Source organism: Acinetobacter sp. RG5 (genome assembly GCF_031844265.1).
Lineage (GTDB): Bacteria > Pseudomonadota > Gammaproteobacteria > Pseudomonadales > Moraxellaceae > Acinetobacter.
Genome location: NZ_JAUZUV010000003.1, coordinates 117,413 through 132,898, shown reverse-complemented (window position 1 = coordinate 132,898; position 15,486 = coordinate 117,413). Strand labels below are relative to the sequence as shown.

Below are 15,486 nucleotides of genomic sequence, written 5' to 3'. Positions count from 1 at the left end.
AACAAACAGCGCATAAATTAAAACAATACAGATGACAAAGATTTAGCGCAGAACAGCATTCTAAGGGTTAATTTTAATGTGCATTTTTTGCACCAAAAGCGCCCATTTTTAATTCTGTAATTTTTTGGATGCGCTATTTTAGACCAGACTAATTAAATGGATCACTAATCTCGTTATTTTGAGGACGCGGATTACTGCCCTGAGCAGGTCGATTATTGTTATTTTGTGGTTGAGGTGTACCTTCTACAGCACTTTCAGATTTCTGTACATCAACTACATTTCCCGATGAATCACGGCGCACAATTGTGGTACTGGTAGTCGCAGCATCAGAGCTACGCGGCTTGGACTCAGTTTGGGTTTGCTGCTGTCTAAGTCGTACCGATTCATCTACTTTCGGCAAAGGCACATTTTTCAAACGAATTTCGTAAAGCTTTTGATTACTGGCCAACTCCTCTGAACCCAGATTATTGACCAGACTGACATATTGCTGCATTGCTACAACTTCAGGCTTGACTGAGGCCGGTAAATTTAACTTCAGTGTAGAGAGTGCCTGATTAGCTTGCGCCGCCGTCTTATATTGACCATATAACAATACATATTGTTCTGGCTGATTTTCACCCGAGATTCTTAAATAAATAAAAGGTTTACGATCGAACTGTTTCTTAAGAAAACTTTTTAAAATGGCTTCATTGGTCACACGAAATAATTCAATGGCGTGCTGGTTTTTCGCTTCATTGACAAATTTGGTACCGCGAAATTCCGGCTCATGACTGGCATTCACGACGGTACGCGTATTTAGGTCCAATGGTTTCACTTCCTGAAAAAGTGCACCAAGATGGGTCATTGTGGCTACTTTTTCCGGCTGAATCTGCAACTGAACTTCAGTTTCAGGCTTTTTTTCAATTTCGATGACATCATCTGAATCAGTCACCACCCAAAAGACTAAGGCAGCAAATAGGCAGCCTACTCCACAGACCAGCCAGAAATAATGCTGAATCTTTTGCCAAGGAGTATGTAATGCTGCCATAAAACTAAACCTATGCTTGACTGGCTAAAATTGCCTGTTTCATTAACTCGAGATCAAAGTCCCGGGTAATCACTGCTTCGCCTAATTGCTTTAATAACACCAGACGCAATTGTCCATTTAAGACTTTTTTGTCATGTGCCATATAGGCCAGAAAATCATCCAGAGGGATTTTAGGACAAACCACAGGAAGTTTGGCACGAGAAATGATTTTTTTTGTACGTTCTAAATCTTCTTGAGAAATCCAACCCATATGCTGTGACAGATCCGCAGCCATCACCATACCGGTGGCAACAGCCTCGCCATGTAGCCAGACACCATACCCCATGTAGGATTCAATCGCATGACCAAAGGTATGACCTAAATTAAGTAAAGCACGTTCCCCTTGCTCTTTCTCATCATTGGCTACGATCCGTGCCTTATGCGCACAGGAACGATAAACGGCTTCAGCCAATAATTTCTCATCACGAGCGACCAGAGCATCCATCTTTTCTTCAAGCCAGACCAGAAATGACTCATCGCCTAGCAGCGCATATTTAATCACTTCAGCCAAACCTGCTGAAAGTTCGCGGTCCGGCAAAGTAACAAGCTGCGACATATCCGCCAGCACCACCTGCGGCTGCTGGAAAGCGCCAATCATATTTTTACCCAGAGGGTGATTAATCCCGGTTTTTCCACCAACACTTGAATCTACTTGCGACAGCAAAGTCGTCGGTACTTGGATAAAGTATACACCGCGCTGGAAACAGGCCGAAGCAAACCCGGCCATATCTCCAATAACACCACCACCCAGCGCAAGCACAGTACAGTCCCTGTTAAAACCGGCTTCAAGCAGTGCATCAAAAATCAGATTCAGATGCGGACTATCCTTATATTTTTCACCATCAGGCAAAATACAGGTCGCAACACGTTTGTCCAGAGCTTCAATTGCAGTTTGATAACGCTGCAAATAAAGTGGTGCAACCGTAGTATTGCTCACAATCATCACTTGCTTGCCCTGAATATAGGGAGCCAATAAGGCCTGTGGATCCAGATCGCTCCCGATAAAAATAGGGTAACGACGTTCTCCGAGTTCTACATATAAGGTTTGCATGCTTGATTAACCACTTTATTCAATGAACTTAGTTTTTGGAAGTAATGAGATTGAGAATCCGCTGCGCCAGATCACGCGCAGCACCCTGATTGGTCTCAATAATATGATGTGCCACTTCCCGATACAAGGGATCACGGACTGCCAATAAATCACGTAACTTTTGTTCCGGATTTTCGACTTGAAGGAGTGGACGGTTTTTATCGCGATAGGTACGTTGCAGTTGAATTTCAACCGGCGTATAAAGATAAACAACGATTCCGCGCTGTTTCAGATAATCCCGATTTAAGGTCTGAGTAATGGCACCACCGCCAGTGGCTAAAACCAGATGGGGACGTGAGGTAAGGTCATTAATGACAGCAGTTTCACGGTCACGAAAACCCTGCTCCCCTTCTTTTTCAAAAATCCAGGGAATGGTCGCACCTGTTTTACGTTCAATTTCATGATCACTGTCTAGAAACTCACGTCCTAACAATTCTGCGAGATGTCGTCCTACTGTTGTTTTACCGGCCCCCATCGGCCCTACCAAATAAATATTTGGTAGGGTTTCAAACTCTTTGCTTGGCAAGGAGTCACCTATTTGTTTTGTTAAATTCAAAATATATTAATGATTTCTTGAAACACTGTCATTAACAATTCGAGGTGTAACGAAAATCAGGAGCTCACGCTTGTTATCGGATTTTACATCTTTACGGAATAAACGACCTAAATAAGGAATATCCCCCAAGAATGGTACTTTAGTTTGGTTATTCAAGGTCTCTTGTTCAAAGATACCACCAAGCACTACTGTTTCACCATTTTCAACCAAGACGTTCGTATTTAACCGATTCTTATTTAAATAATATTCACCCATCGGTGTTACACCCGCAATACTGTCACTAGAAATATCCAATGACATTTGTACTTTACCATCTGGTGTAATACTTGGGGTTACATCTAGTTTAAGTACCACATCTTTAAATTCTGTCGTTGCTGTTGCATTAGCACCACTGCCCTCAGTTGATTGATATGGAACTTCCACTCCAGATTCAACAGTTGCTTTTTGTTTGTCCGCAGTCAGTACTTTTGGTGTAGAAATGACTTCACCATAACCATCTGCTTGTAACGCTGATAATTCAAGATCGAGCATAAAATCGGATAAACTAATTAAACCAAAAGCAATACGACCTGCTGCATTCTCTACCCCTAAATCAACATTTAAATTATCTGGACGCTGAATCTCATACGTTGGTATTCCTGTAGTGCTATTGATCTCAGGTGTTCTTAAATCCCAAAGTGTGGTATCACTACCACCAACGAGTAAATGATCATTGTTAGTAATACCTTGAGATAAAATCCCCCATTTCACACCCATTTCTTTCGCAAATTCAGTAGATGCACGCACAATACGCGCTTCAACCATTACTTGTTTCACCTGCACATCGAGTAAGTCCACCATATTACGGATTTTATCAATAAATGGCTGGGTGTCATTCACAATTAATGTGTTAGTACGTGCATCGATAGACACAGAACCACGGGAACTTAATAAACTTTCTTTATCTTCATTATTCGTAGTATTAGAAGAATTATTTGATGAATTATTTGAATTTTGTGCAGATTTATTCTGCGTAATTAGTTTTTCGATATCAGCAGCTTGTGCATAACTCAACTGCATATATTCAGTTTGAATAGGCGCAAGTGCGACACTCTGCTTAATAGCCTTAGCTTCTTCCTCTTCAGCCTTAATAAGTTCTGCAACCGGTGCAATCCAGATCACATTACCGTTACGGCGTTTATCCAGATTTTTGGTTTTCAGTACGATATCCAGCGCCTGATCCCATGGCACTTCTTTTAAGCGCAAAGTAATATTGCCTTGTACACTGTCTGCGGCCACCATATTGATATCGGTAAAATCGGCCAAGAGCTGTAAAACACGACGGACTTCAATATCCTGGAAATCTAAAGAAATTTTCTTACCCGAATAAGCAACTGTTTTAGGACGTAATGGGCTCTTGGCTTCCGGACGTTTCAAACTGATGGTCAGCTTGTTATCAGTCTGGTAAGCCATATATTCATAACTTTCCGCAGACTGAATCGTAATCACGCCAGAACCATTTTGATTCACGGCATCGACACTGGAAACTGGTGTAGCAAAATCATTTACATTTAGACGACGGGTCAAATGAGCCGGAATCTTGGAACCTAAAGTGCGCACAATAACCTTGGTACCCTGCTGCTGTACATCAACAGGAGTATTATTTCCTAGCAGATCAATAACGACCTGGCCTTCACCTTGCGCACCGCGCTGGAAACCAATATTACTGATACCCTGAGCTGACTGTTGCTGCACAGGTTGAGCTATGGCTACAGGAGTTGCCGAGTTAATTTTAAGAATAAAGGTATTACCTTCCACGCGAGTCGTAAAGGCTCCTGCCTCGGTCAAGTTTACCGTCAGACGTGCCCGCTGAGCATCCGAAGTGACATCCACTGAACTGGCTTCACGTGTTGCCACCGGAATACTGCTTTGTTTTAAATTCTGTTGTGCCTTGTCAAAGTCCAGAATCAAACGTGACGGTGATTCTAATTGGTAGGCCTGTGGTTGTGGTGGCAAACCATTGAACATCACCCGAATCTCAGTTCCTTGTCCAGGAAGCTGCATGGGTACTACATTGGTCATTGAAACCTGTGCACTAGCCGCTTGCATCACCGCAATCGCAACAGCACCCATGGAAAACTGACGAAACACACGATTCATTGTATTAACATCCCCAAAAATAAATTCTTTAATACTCTTATTCATTGTTATTCCTTTAAAACTTATGGCGCCGGCCCGATAAGAACCAAACTTCGCGGACGTTCCACATATCCCTCACGGCCATCTGGAATAATCTCAATCAAATCGATTTGTGTTGGTGTAATTCCAACCACACGACCATGATTAAGTCCCATATAGCTACCACGTTGAATCCGCTCAACCTCACCATCAGGCGTCTGGATTAAAGCCAGAATTTGTCCTGCCTGATTGCGCATACTGCCTTTCATGGTCAATGTTTCGAGCGGATAACTTTCTAGCGGTTGCAGTTGACGTGATAGGTTTGGATAAACCCGTTTCCCCGCCATAATTTTCAGTTCAGCAGCCAGAGAGCTTGGTAAAAAAGGGCTTTTGATCTGATGTGCTGCATAGTTGAAGGTTTCAACTGGCATAAAATCAGGAGCCGGTTCAATTGGCAAAGGTGGCTGATTACGAATATTAGCCATTTCCTGATTGACTGCATCAATGCGTGAATCGCATCCCAACAATAAAAACCCAAGTGTTAAAGCTGAAGTAATTTTAATGTTCTTCATTACTGCGCCCCCTGAGTAGTGCTATTAGCTTCAGGCTGTGCTGCAGCACCTTCAGCATTACCGACATAACGGTAAGTTTTGGCTTTTACCACATAATCAATGACTGGAATTTCAGATTTTTTCTCTTTATTTTCAGTACCGGTAATGGTGAAATCATGCAGCGTTACAATACGCGACAAGCCGGCAATACTGCTGACAAAAGAGCCAAAAGCGTGATAATCCCCAGTCGCTTCAATTGCAATCGGCTGTTCAATAAAGAACTCTTGTTTAATTTCAGGCTCTAGACGAATATTTTTAAACTTCAGGCCTGAATTCACACCGCTCAGGTTAATATCTTCAACCAGACCCGGAATCTCAGTTTCTTTCGGTAACTGTTCTAACTGCTGGTTAAAACGGGCTTCCATTTCCTGAAGCTGGATTTGATATTGTTGTAAGTTGCGTAATTTGGATTCTTTTTCACGGAATTCATTCAGCAGGTTTTGTTCCTGGGTACTGGCTTGTGAAATCGATTCAATCGTGCTTCTGATCATAACGAAGTAAATCACCGCAAATGCCAGCGCAGCAATAAAAATCCAGCAAGTAATTTTGACCGATAAAGGCCAGCTACCATAGTTATTTGGATCTAATGTATTGAATTGCTGAAAAAACTTTTCAACAGTCATTTTGTTTTTGGGTACAGCGACGACATCCTGGCTGAACTCATCGAATTCTTCATTACTCATGATGATGCCCCCGTAGTTGTAGCGACTGCTTGTTGTTCTTCGTTAAGTACTGGCTGAGCGATCTGATCCAGATCTACCGTCACGGTAAAACTACCATAGGACTCTTCCACACGTGGAATAATAGAGCTCGGTGCCTTTTCTTTTGCTTCTTCAGCCACCAGGAAAGCGTTCATAAAGGCATTTCGATACCAAGATGAAGCCTCCAGATTACGGAGCAGTTCTGCGACCGTATTTGGACTTTCAGCCCGACCTTCAATGGTAAACTTATCGCCAATACGCTGGAATTTGGTGATATACATATTGCTTGGGGTCACCCGTACAATTTCATCAATCAAATGCACCGCAATCGGACGCTGGGTTTGTAGGCCCTGAATCAGCTTCATCCGTTCAACAATAGCATTACGCTGTTCTTGCAAACCTTCAAGCGCCTTTAACTGCACATCCAGATTCTGGTTAGTACTTTGAATCAGCTGATTGGCCTGCTCCTGATCTTGAAGCTTGTGATCATAATAAAACCAGGTTGAACCCGCTGCCGCTAATCCCAAGAAAAGCGCCCCCACGCAGATTGCCACGAATTCATTATTTCTTTTAATTCTTAGCTCATCACGCCAAGGAAGTAAGTTAATTCTTGCCATTAATCAAAACTCCTTAATGCCAAACCGCATGCAACCATGAGTGATGACGCGTCATTTTCAATTTTTTTAATATCAATTTGAGGAGAAAAGCCCATTTGCAAAAATGGATTCGCGATCGTGACACGGTAACCGAGTTTTTGTTGTAATAATTTTGCCAGACCTGGAATATTGGCATTCCCGCCGGCCAGTAAAATATGGTCAATCTCATTAAACTGAGAAGATGAAAAGAAGAATTGTAATGAACGGGCTGCCTGTTGTACCACGGCATCCAAGAAGGGTTCTAGGACTTCAATATCATAATCATCCGGCAAGGCACGGGTTTTTTTAGCACGTCCAGCTTCTTCAAAGGATAATCCATAACGATTCTGAATTTCCTGAGTTAATTGCTTGCCGCCAAACACCTGCTCACGGGTATAAATAATCTTGTTGTTCTGCATCACTGACAAGGTCGTCATACTATGACCAATGTCTAAGATACCAACCGTATTGACCCCCATCGGTAAGGTATCCGAAAATACTTTAAAGGCATTTTCCAGCGCAAAACTTTCTACATCTGCAATCTTGGGCGTCAGACTGCTAATCTCTAAAACTTCAGAACGTGCTTCGACATTTTCAATTCGGGTAGCGACCAGCAGTACGTTGACCCGGTTCGGATTGGAAAGACGGTCTGGCAGAACTTCAAAATCCAGACTTGCTTCATCGAGTGGGAAAGGAATGTATTGTTCCGCATCTTCACGAATCTGAACTTCACGTTCGTCATCCGACATGTCTGCATCCATCTCAATGATTTTGGTGATGGCCATTGAAGTAGGAATCGCAAAAGCGGCCTGATTCGACTGGGTATTACCCAAATTGATTGCACGCCCAAGGGCATCAGCGACTGCTTCTGGGTTTAAGATGTTTTTTTCAACAACACTGTTTTCCGATAATGGGATCAAAGCATAGCTCTCTACCCAGTAACGGCCACTTTTTACAGAAAGTTCTAAAACCTTAACAGAAGTCGAACTAATATCGACTCCTATTAACCCCTTATTTGGTTTACGATATAACCTGCGCACAATACACTTCCTATTATTTTTTTGTCCCCAATTCAATCTAACTTACCAATTGGTCCAGTCTATAATTTTATATAGATACAATAACTCATCTAACAATATGGATATCGACAGGATATACTGACCGGTAATTAGTTCGCCATTAGCTCTTATTAAAACTTACTTGTTATGAAAAAGCTATCTTGTTCAGGCCTTGTTCATCCATTTTTTTTGATCATTATCATTATACTGATCTCAATTCCGATGGGTTTCTATGGCATGTATCTCTATATTGCCCCATCTTTGCCTGAAATGTCTACGCTTAAAAAGGCCCCTTTATTAAAGCCTTTACAAGTATTTAGTTCAGATAATGAATTAATTGCCGAATATGGAGGCAAGCTTTCTGTTCCCGTGAAATATGAACAAATTCCACCCGAGTTTATTCATGCTTTCCTCGCCGCTGAAGATTCCAGCTTTTTTGAGCATAGCGGGATCAGCTTTAAAAGCTTGGGACGCGCACTCAGTGAGACGGTGACCGGATCGGATGTACAGACCGGTGGTTCGACCATTACCATGCAAGTGGCAAAAAACTATTACCTTAGTCCTGAACGGACGCTGAAGCGCAAACTGACGGAAATTTTTCTGGCCCGTAAAATTGAGCAAAACTTAACTAAAGAAGAAATTCTGACCTTGTATGTCAATAAAATTTTCTTGGGAAAAAATGCTTACGGCATCGCAGCAGCAGCTAAAATTTACTATAACAAGAGCTTAGAAGAGCTTTCAATTGCACAAATGGCCATGATCTCTGGCCTACCTAAAGCACCTTCTCGATATAATCCGGTCGCCAATCCCAAGCGCGCCCTGGAACGTCGTAACTGGATTCTGGGCCGTATGCTGCAACTGGGCTATTTAAATCAGAGCCAGTATCAGCAAGCCATTGCTGAACCGGTAAATTTAGATATGCCTGACCGGAGTACCCGAAACAAATTCCCGTATGTCGGTGAAATGGTACGCTCTGAACTGGTACAAAATTTTGGTGAACAGGCGGTAGATTCCGGCTATAAAGTCTATACCACTATTCATAGTGAACGTCAGGCCTATGCGGAGCAAGCGGTACAAGAAGGCTTAGAGGCTTATGACCGTCGACATGGCTGGCGTGGTGCTGAAGCACATGATCAACCCCTCGACAAGTTCCGTGCCTATGCCAACACCTATCCTGCGCAAGTAACTCAGGTGGGTAATTCTAGTTTTGAAGCACTCATGCAGGACGGAAGCAGCGTGACTGTTCCCTGGTCAGGTATGTCCTGGGCACGTCGCTTTCGTAACGTCAACAGTGTAGGTGGCGCACCGAGCAAAGCGTCCGAAATTGTCAAAGTCAAAGACATTGTTCGTTTAAGACCCAATGAAAATAAAACCTCTTGGTCATTGGTGCAGATCCCCAATGTGCAAGGACAATTGATTGCCATCAATCCCAATAATGGTGCGATTGAGGCTATTGTCGGGGGATATAATTTTTATCAATCGAAATTTAACCGTGCAACCCAAGGCTGGCGTCAACCTGGTTCTACGATTAAGCCTTTTGTTTACGCACTGGCTTTAGAGCGTGGCATGACACCACATACCATGGTCAATGATGCACCCATTACCATTGGCAAATGGACGCCACGTAACTCGGATGGCCGTTATCTTGGTATGATTCCGCTACGTCGCGCACTTTATCTGTCACGTAATACAGTCTCAGTGCGCTTATTACAAGCCGTCGGGATTGAACGTACACGTCAGTTATTTATGGATTTTGGTTTACAAGACAGTCAGATTCCACGTAACTATACCATTGCCTTAGGTACCCCGCAGGTCCTCCCGATTCAGATGGCGACTGGCTATGCCACCTTTGCCAATGGCGGTTACCGAATCCAGCCGCACTTTATTACCCGCATTGAAGATGCTTATGGCAATACCATCTTTGAAGCCAAGCCTGAATATGCCTGTATTTCATGTATTAATGAAAAAGAAGAAACAGTTCAAGCCACTGACCCTATTACCGCAGATGACGAAGCAATTGCAATTAACAATACAACTTTAGAGCAAAAACAGCCTGCACCTAAAGTCTCTGCCGAAGACAGTAATTATCGTCAGGCACAGCGTATTTTAAAATCCAGCTCTGCCTATGACATGGCCAACATTTTGCGTGATGTGATTCAGCATGGTACTGGCCGGGCTGCATTAAGAATTGGTCGTGGTGATATCGGCGGGAAGACCGGTACCACGAACGATGCCAAAGACGCCTGGTTTGCAGGTTTCAATGGTAAGTTAGTCACTGTGACCTGGGTAGGCTTTGACCAGCCGACCACCTTAGGTCGTCGTGAATATGGTGGTGTGGCAGCTCTACCGATCTGGACCGATTTTATGGGCAAGGCATTAAAAGGCCAGCCGGAAGCATGGGTACGTTTAGACCGCAATGCTAAGGCACCGGTGAATCGCAACAAGGCGGTTCAGGCTGATGAGCAGCAGAATGATCCGTCTTCTCCGCCTCTGGCGACAGCGCTTTACCGTCCTGCACCTGTGGTCGTCCCGAAACGCACAGAAACTGACTTTGAGGATCTACCAGATCAACCGATTCGTTTACCAGATGATGAAAGTTCTGCACCACAAGAACAGCCTCTTCAGCCGAACCGGGTAGATTCTCTGGAAAATCTGATTGAAGAAGTCCAGTAATCTGACTGATATAAAAAAGCCCTCAGTTGAGGGCTTTTTTATATGCATTTTTTATTTTTTCTGGAACAGGTAAATCTGATATTGCGCCATCAATTTAAACTGATCCTGCTGTTCGAGTGCTAAACGGTGTTCCGGCTTGGCCTTATAAGCATATGGCGTCATCGCAATCAGGTTTTTTAAATCTGCCTGTGGTAAAACCATTGGGGCGTCAATCACCTGCTCACTAATCAAGTTAAACTCATCTTGCAACTGCTCCACAAACTTCTGCGGCTCGTGTGGTTTCACTTCCTCAAATAAAGCCTCACGCATGGCATATAAATGTTGTGGTGCCGGCGTCACTACCATCAAATAAGATTTTGGTTTTAGGACTCGTAGGATTTCCTGTTTGGGAATCGGACTAAACAAGCTGGTGCAGAGATCAATTGATTCATTCAGTACTGGCAAGGTTGCCCCGGTTCCCACGACCCAAGTAATATCTTTATTCAGTTTGGCAGCCACCTGAACTGCATTTTTGGCAATATCGACCCCCACACATTGCAGCACTTCGGCCTGCATGGCATTGGTGTAATAGCCTTCCCCACAACCAATATCCAAAAGGTTCTCAATCCGCAACTTGCGAATCTTTTCCACGACAGCCTGTTGCAAAGGCGCATAATAACCTGCGCTGAGAAATGCGCGACGTGCCTGCACAGACTCAGGCGTATCTCCCGGGTTTTTGCTGTGCTTGTGCTGAACCACATGCAGGTTCACATAGCCTTGTTTGGCGACATCGTAACTATGATGATTCTCACAGCGCCATGTTCTTTCATTTAAGCTCAACTGCTGGCGACAGACTGGGCACATGAGTAAATTCATCATTTTCTCCAAAACAAAAAAGCCGGCATGCGCCGACTTTTTCTCATGCATTTCTTAACGCAATTTTAAGGTCATTAGACCCAAAACTACCAGCATAATCGTAATAATCCAGAAACGGATCACCACTTGGGTTTCACGCCAGCCTTTCTTTTCATAATGATGATGTAGCGGCGCCATCAGGAATACACGCTTATTGCGCATTCTTAATGAACCAATCTGCAGGAAGACTGAAACCGCTTCCACCACAAAGACACCGGCCATAATCGCAAATACGATTTCCTGACGAACCATGACGGCAATCGTACCCAGCATCGCACCAAGAGATAAAGCACCGACATCACCCATAAATACTTGAGCCGGATGGGCATTATACCAAAGGAAAGCCAGACCTGCTCCGATCATGGCAGCACAGACCACCACCAGTTCAGACGAATATTTCACATAAGGAATATGCAGATAATTGGCAAAGCGCACATCACCGGCCAGATAGGCAAATACGCCCAGACCCGTAGCAACCAGCACGATTGGCATAATCGCCAGACCATCCAGACCATCAGTCAAGTTCACGGCATTGGATGCGCCATTAATCACGAAGTAAGTGAAAATAATGAAGCCAATACCCAACGGGATCATCGACAATGGAATGCTTAGGTCTTTAAAGAATGGAATCAGCAGATCCAGCATATTCGCGGTATGCACCGGATTGGTCTGTTGCTGTGCAATGACATACAAAGCAATACCAGCACCCAAAGAACCAACTGAAGTCCAGAAGAATTTTTTCTTCGCAGGCAAACCCGCATTGTCTTTATAACGGATTTTAATCCAGTCATCGGCCCAGCCAACGGCACCGAAAATCACCATCACACCCAGCACAATCCAGACATAAGGATTGGAAAGATCTGCCCAGAGTAGAGTTGAGATACCAATCGAAAGCAGGATCAGCACCCCGCCCATGGTCGGCGTGCCCATTTTCTTAGCATGGTTTTCAGGGGCATACGAGCTGACTGCCTGACCATATTTCAGCGCCTGAAGCTTGCGAATCATTACAGGACCGAGCACCAGACCGATGGTCAATGCCGTCAAGACACTGAGCAAAGCACGTAAAGTTAAATAACGAACCACCTGAAACGTGCTGTCAAAGCCCGCCAAATGTTCAAAGAGCCATAACAGCATTTAGAGTTTCTCCATCAATGCAGCCATCAATGTTTCCATATGGGTAAAACGCGACCCTTTAAACAGGAATGACATCGGCTGAGGTTGATGTGTTTCAATCAAACGAATTAAAAACGGTAATGCCTGCTCCTGATTCAGGAAAGCCTGCATTTTTTTACCATATTGTGTACTACGAGCACCTTCTTGTGCGGCAGGCGCAAATTCACCTACAGCCACCACAAAATTAATGCCTTTCACCGAGACCAGATCCCGACCGAGCTTGTAATGCTCGATTGCGGCAGATGAACCGAGTTCACCAATATCGCCGGTGACCATCACCCGGATGCCCTGCTGCTGCGCCAGAACTTCAGCCGCTGCACGCATCGAACCCGGATTGGCATTGTAGGTGTCGTCAATAAATAAATAGTCTTTGTACGGAATAAAGTTCAGACGACCTTTCGCACCCACGGCCTGTTCCAGACCGGCCACGATATCATCCAGACCAATACCGATCGCCAGGGCAAAAGCTGCTGCTGCGGTCGCATTTTCAACATTATGCTCACCGGCAAACGGCAACTGAACTGTTTTGGAGCCTTGTGCTGTATTCAGGGTAAAGCTTGAAGATTGAGCTTCAAGTACTACATCGCTGGCATAGACTTCACCACCAGCACCAAAACTTAAGCTTTTTTCAGTTCTTACTGCGGCACGAATGACTTCAGCAAAATCATCTGCAGCAGGAATAATTGAGGTTTCAGAGATATGCGCATAAATCTCGGATTTCGCGCGGCAAATCCCGTCACGACCGCCAAATTCACCTAAATGCGCAGTCCCGATATTAATGATCCCCGCCACATGCGGCTGCACCATTTTTGAAGTGTAATCAATTTCACCCTGATGACTTGCACCGAGCTCCATGACTGCATATTGATGTTCAGGACGTAGCTCCAGCAACATTACCGGCACACCAAGGTCATTATTCAAATTACCACGTGTCACCAAGGTCGGTGCCAGACGCGACAGAATGCTTCCCAGCATTTCTTTAGTCGTGGTCTTGCCACTACTGCCGGTCAAGGCAATGACTTTGAGTTGAGGATTCTGCTGACGGCGATAAGCACCTAACTGTCCAAGTGCCAGACGGGTATCTTCTACCACCAACTGGCAAATATCAGCATCCACCGGACGGCTGACAATGGCAATTTCACAACCTTGAGCCGCCACTTGCGCAATAAAGTCATGCGCGTCAAAACGCTCTCCTTTCAGCGCCAGAAAAGCATCACCTGCTTCTGCATCACGTGAATCAGTCAAAATCCGCTTGATCTGACCTGCAGGCTTTTTATCATTCAACCAGTAGCCTTGAGTAGCCTGCTGTAATTGTTCTATGCTCCACGGCTCCAGCGCCGCAGTACTTGTTGTTGAGGTATGCATATCTGAATCCTAATGCGCTGAATAGGCTGAATCTGTGTTGCAATGCTGAGCATCAATCGCAGCTTGCACTTCGATCACGTCATCAAACCAGTGACGTACGCCATCAATTTCCTGATAATTTTCGTGCCCCTTCCCTGCAATCACGACAATATCACCCGCCTGTGCGTGTTTAACCGCAAACTTGATCGCTTCACGACGGTCATGAATTTCATGATAGATTTTGCCGGAAAAGTCGATATCATTTTTCATATCAGCAAAAATTTGTGCCGGATCTTCGGTTCTTGGGTTATCAGAAGTGAGTACTGCGATATCTGAACCCTCCAATGCTGCCAGAGTCATCAGTGGACGTTTACCACGGTCACGGTCGCCACCACAGCCGAAGACTGCCCAGAGATTTTGTGAAACATGACGTTTCAAGGTCACCAGAACCTGAGTCAGGGCATCCGGGGTATGGGCATAATCCACCACAAACAGGCGCTCTCCATCACGCAGCACCTGCATCCGACCGGGCGCACCTTTGAGCTGTGGTACAGACGCAATCAAACTGTTCAGGTCAAACCCAGCCTGCTCCACCATAATCAGACTGGCGACCAGATTTTCAATATTGAAATGGCCCAGCAATGGACTGTTAACCATATATTCAGCAGAAGCAGTTTTTAGTTTAAAGGTCGCACCTGAAATGCTGTACTGAATATCCTGAACCTGATAATCCGCTTTTTGCTTGGTGGAATAAGTCAAAATTTTAGGCTGTGCCGGATTAGTTTGTGCAGCATCCAGCATGATCTGTGCATGTTCATCATCGATATTGATGACAGCCACTTTTAACGATTCAAAACGGAATAAACCTGACTTTGCTTCTGCATAAGCTTGTAACGTACCGTGATAATCCAGATGATCACGACTCAAATTGCTGTAACCCGCAATCTCGATATCACAACCATTCAAGCGGCCTTGTTCCAGACCATGCGAACTGGCTTCAATCGAGGCAAATTCTGCACCGGCCTGTGCATAGCCATGCAAGGCATTTTGCAGTTGCAAGGCATCCAGGGTGGTATGCGACGATGCTTCCAGATTTGGCAAAATCCCATTACCTGTGGTACCCATCACTGCACAAGCTTTGCCTTGCAGCATGATGAATTCAGCCACCAAGCGAGAAATCGTGGTTTTACCATTGGTGCCGGTGACTGCAAGAATACGCGCAGCCGTAACGGGTTGGGTTGCTTGTAAATACTGCTTTTGCCATTGCCCCATTAGATGACGTACATCTGTCACCACCAAATTGGGAGATACATCCAGTTCAGTTTCTGAAATCACGGCCAATGCACCGTGCTCTAAAGCTTTCTGGGCGAATTGCACGGTTTTTTCTGACTGTGACAGGCTGGTCAGGGCAATAAAAATTTGTCCCGGTTTAACTTTACGACTATCCAGCTCGAAGCCCTGAAAGGATTGCTTCATCCAGTCAGCGACATCGTGAGGGGTGTAGAGATCTTGAAATGTAATAGACATT

Annotated in this window: 13 protein-coding genes; 1 reads left to right on the top strand and 12 read right to left on the bottom strand. The window is 44.6% G+C overall.

What is annotated here, in order from left to right:
- Positions 1 to 148 precede the first annotated feature (148 nt).
- The 8 genes from Q9R21_RS04715 to Q9R21_RS04680 form a co-directional block, all read right to left on the bottom strand.
- Positions 149 to 1,027: a hypothetical protein gene (locus tag Q9R21_RS04715; protein ID WP_243474103.1), complete on the bottom strand. Its 879-nt coding sequence runs from the start codon at positions 1,025 to 1,027 to the stop codon at positions 149 to 151.
- 10 nt (positions 1,028 to 1,037) lie between these two features.
- Positions 1,038 to 2,117, bottom strand: a complete 1,080-nt coding sequence (gene aroB, locus Q9R21_RS04710) for a 3-dehydroquinate synthase (RefSeq protein ID WP_311203818.1) — start codon at positions 2,115 to 2,117, stop codon at positions 1,038 to 1,040.
- Positions 2,118 to 2,145: 28 nt separating this feature from the next.
- Positions 2,146 to 2,682, bottom strand: coding sequence for a shikimate kinase AroK (aroK, locus tag Q9R21_RS04705; RefSeq protein ID WP_005101380.1), 537 nt, complete (start codon positions 2,680 to 2,682; stop codon positions 2,146 to 2,148).
- 36 nt (positions 2,683 to 2,718) lie between these two features.
- Positions 2,719 to 4,851 carry a type IV pilus secretin PilQ gene (pilQ, locus tag Q9R21_RS04700; protein ID WP_404976561.1) on the bottom strand — a complete coding sequence of 711 codons (2,133 nt, stop codon included), beginning with the start codon at positions 4,849 to 4,851 and terminating at the stop codon, positions 2,719 to 2,721.
- A gap of 62 nt (positions 4,852 to 4,913) precedes the next feature.
- The gene (locus tag Q9R21_RS04695; protein ID WP_004732447.1) at positions 4,914 to 5,441 is read right to left on the bottom strand and encodes a pilus assembly protein PilP; all 528 of its coding nucleotides are present in this window, start codon (positions 5,439 to 5,441) and stop codon (positions 4,914 to 4,916) included.
- Entirely contained in the window at positions 5,441 to 6,163 is a 723-nt protein-coding gene (locus Q9R21_RS04690; protein ID WP_004644950.1) for a type 4a pilus biogenesis protein PilO, read from the bottom strand. Before Q9R21_RS04690 ends, Q9R21_RS04695 begins: the two co-directional genes overlap by 1 nt.
- Positions 6,160 to 6,798 carry a PilN domain-containing protein gene (locus tag Q9R21_RS04685; RefSeq protein WP_004281141.1) on the bottom strand — a complete coding sequence of 213 codons (639 nt, stop codon included), beginning with the start codon at positions 6,796 to 6,798 and terminating at the stop codon, positions 6,160 to 6,162. Before Q9R21_RS04685 ends, Q9R21_RS04690 begins: the two co-directional genes overlap by 4 nt.
- Positions 6,798 to 7,856 (bottom strand): pilus assembly protein PilM, encoded by a 1,059-nt coding sequence (locus Q9R21_RS04680; RefSeq protein ID WP_148334335.1) that lies wholly within the window; start codon positions 7,854 to 7,856, stop codon positions 6,798 to 6,800. The genes Q9R21_RS04685 and Q9R21_RS04680 overlap by 1 nt, the downstream gene beginning before the upstream one ends.
- Before the next feature lie 165 nt (positions 7,857 to 8,021).
- Here Q9R21_RS04680 and ponA point away from each other — a divergent pair, with 165 nt between their 5' ends.
- Entirely contained in the window at positions 8,022 to 10,547 is a 2,526-nt protein-coding gene (gene ponA / locus Q9R21_RS04675) for a penicillin-binding protein PBP1a (RefSeq protein WP_311203816.1), read from the top strand.
- 51 nt (positions 10,548 to 10,598) lie between these two features.
- Here the strand turns inward: ponA and Q9R21_RS04670 are convergent, their stop codons facing one another.
- Genes Q9R21_RS04670 through Q9R21_RS04655 form a run of 4 tightly spaced genes read right to left on the bottom strand, consistent with a single transcriptional unit; the run spans position 10,599 to position 15,485 of the window.
- Complete coding sequence (locus Q9R21_RS04670) at positions 10,599 to 11,402, bottom strand: putative RNA methyltransferase (protein WP_005108509.1); 804 nt, start codon at positions 11,400 to 11,402, stop codon at positions 10,599 to 10,601.
- Positions 11,403 to 11,456: 54 nt separating this feature from the next.
- Positions 11,457 to 12,575 (bottom strand): phospho-N-acetylmuramoyl-pentapeptide-transferase, encoded by a 1,119-nt coding sequence (gene mraY / locus Q9R21_RS04665; RefSeq protein ID WP_004644946.1) that lies wholly within the window; start codon positions 12,573 to 12,575, stop codon positions 11,457 to 11,459.
- Complete coding sequence (gene murF / locus Q9R21_RS04660; protein WP_311203815.1) at positions 12,576 to 13,979, bottom strand: UDP-N-acetylmuramoyl-tripeptide--D-alanyl-D-alanine ligase; 1,404 nt, start codon at positions 13,977 to 13,979, stop codon at positions 12,576 to 12,578. It abuts the gene before it with no gap.
- Positions 13,980 to 13,988: 9 nt separating this feature from the next.
- Positions 13,989 to 15,485 (bottom strand): UDP-N-acetylmuramoyl-L-alanyl-D-glutamate--2,6-diaminopimelate ligase, encoded by a 1,497-nt coding sequence (locus Q9R21_RS04655; RefSeq protein ID WP_311203814.1) that lies wholly within the window; start codon positions 15,483 to 15,485, stop codon positions 13,989 to 13,991.
- Position 15,486: the final 1 nt, after the last annotated feature.

What these genes read in the sequence shown, in the direction of transcription:
- Q9R21_RS04715 (WP_243474103.1), bottom strand. Translation starts at nt 1,027, where the DNA reads ATGGCAGCATTACATACTCCTTGGCAAAAGATTCAGCATTATTTCTGG.
- aroB (WP_311203818.1), bottom strand. Translation starts at nt 2,117, where the DNA reads ATGCAAACCTTATATGTAGAACTCGGAGAACGTCGTTACCCTATTTTT.
- pilQ (WP_404976561.1), bottom strand. Translation starts at nt 4,851, where the DNA reads ATGAATCGTGTGTTTCGTCAGTTTTCCATGGGTGCTGTTGCGATTGCG.
- Q9R21_RS04695 (WP_004732447.1), bottom strand. Translation starts at nt 5,441, where the DNA reads ATGAAGAACATTAAAATTACTTCAGCTTTAACACTTGGGTTTTTATTG.
- Q9R21_RS04690 (WP_004644950.1), bottom strand. Translation starts at nt 6,163, where the DNA reads ATGAGTAATGAAGAATTCGATGAGTTCAGCCAGGATGTCGTCGCTGTA.
- Q9R21_RS04685 (WP_004281141.1), bottom strand. Translation starts at nt 6,798, where the DNA reads ATGGCAAGAATTAACTTACTTCCTTGGCGTGATGAGCTAAGAATTAAA.
- ponA (WP_311203816.1), top strand. Translation starts at nt 8,022, where the DNA reads ATGAAAAAGCTATCTTGTTCAGGCCTTGTTCATCCATTTTTTTTGATC.
- Q9R21_RS04670 (WP_005108509.1), bottom strand. Translation starts at nt 11,402, where the DNA reads ATGAATTTACTCATGTGCCCAGTCTGTCGCCAGCAGTTGAGCTTAAAT.
- mraY (WP_004644946.1), bottom strand. Translation starts at nt 12,575, where the DNA reads ATGCTGTTATGGCTCTTTGAACATTTGGCGGGCTTTGACAGCACGTTT.
- murF (WP_311203815.1), bottom strand. Translation starts at nt 13,979, where the DNA reads ATGCATACCTCAACAACAAGTACTGCGGCGCTGGAGCCGTGGAGCATA.
- Q9R21_RS04655 (WP_311203814.1), bottom strand. Translation starts at nt 15,485, where the DNA reads ATGTCTATTACATTTCAAGATCTCTACACCCCTCACGATGTCGCTGAC.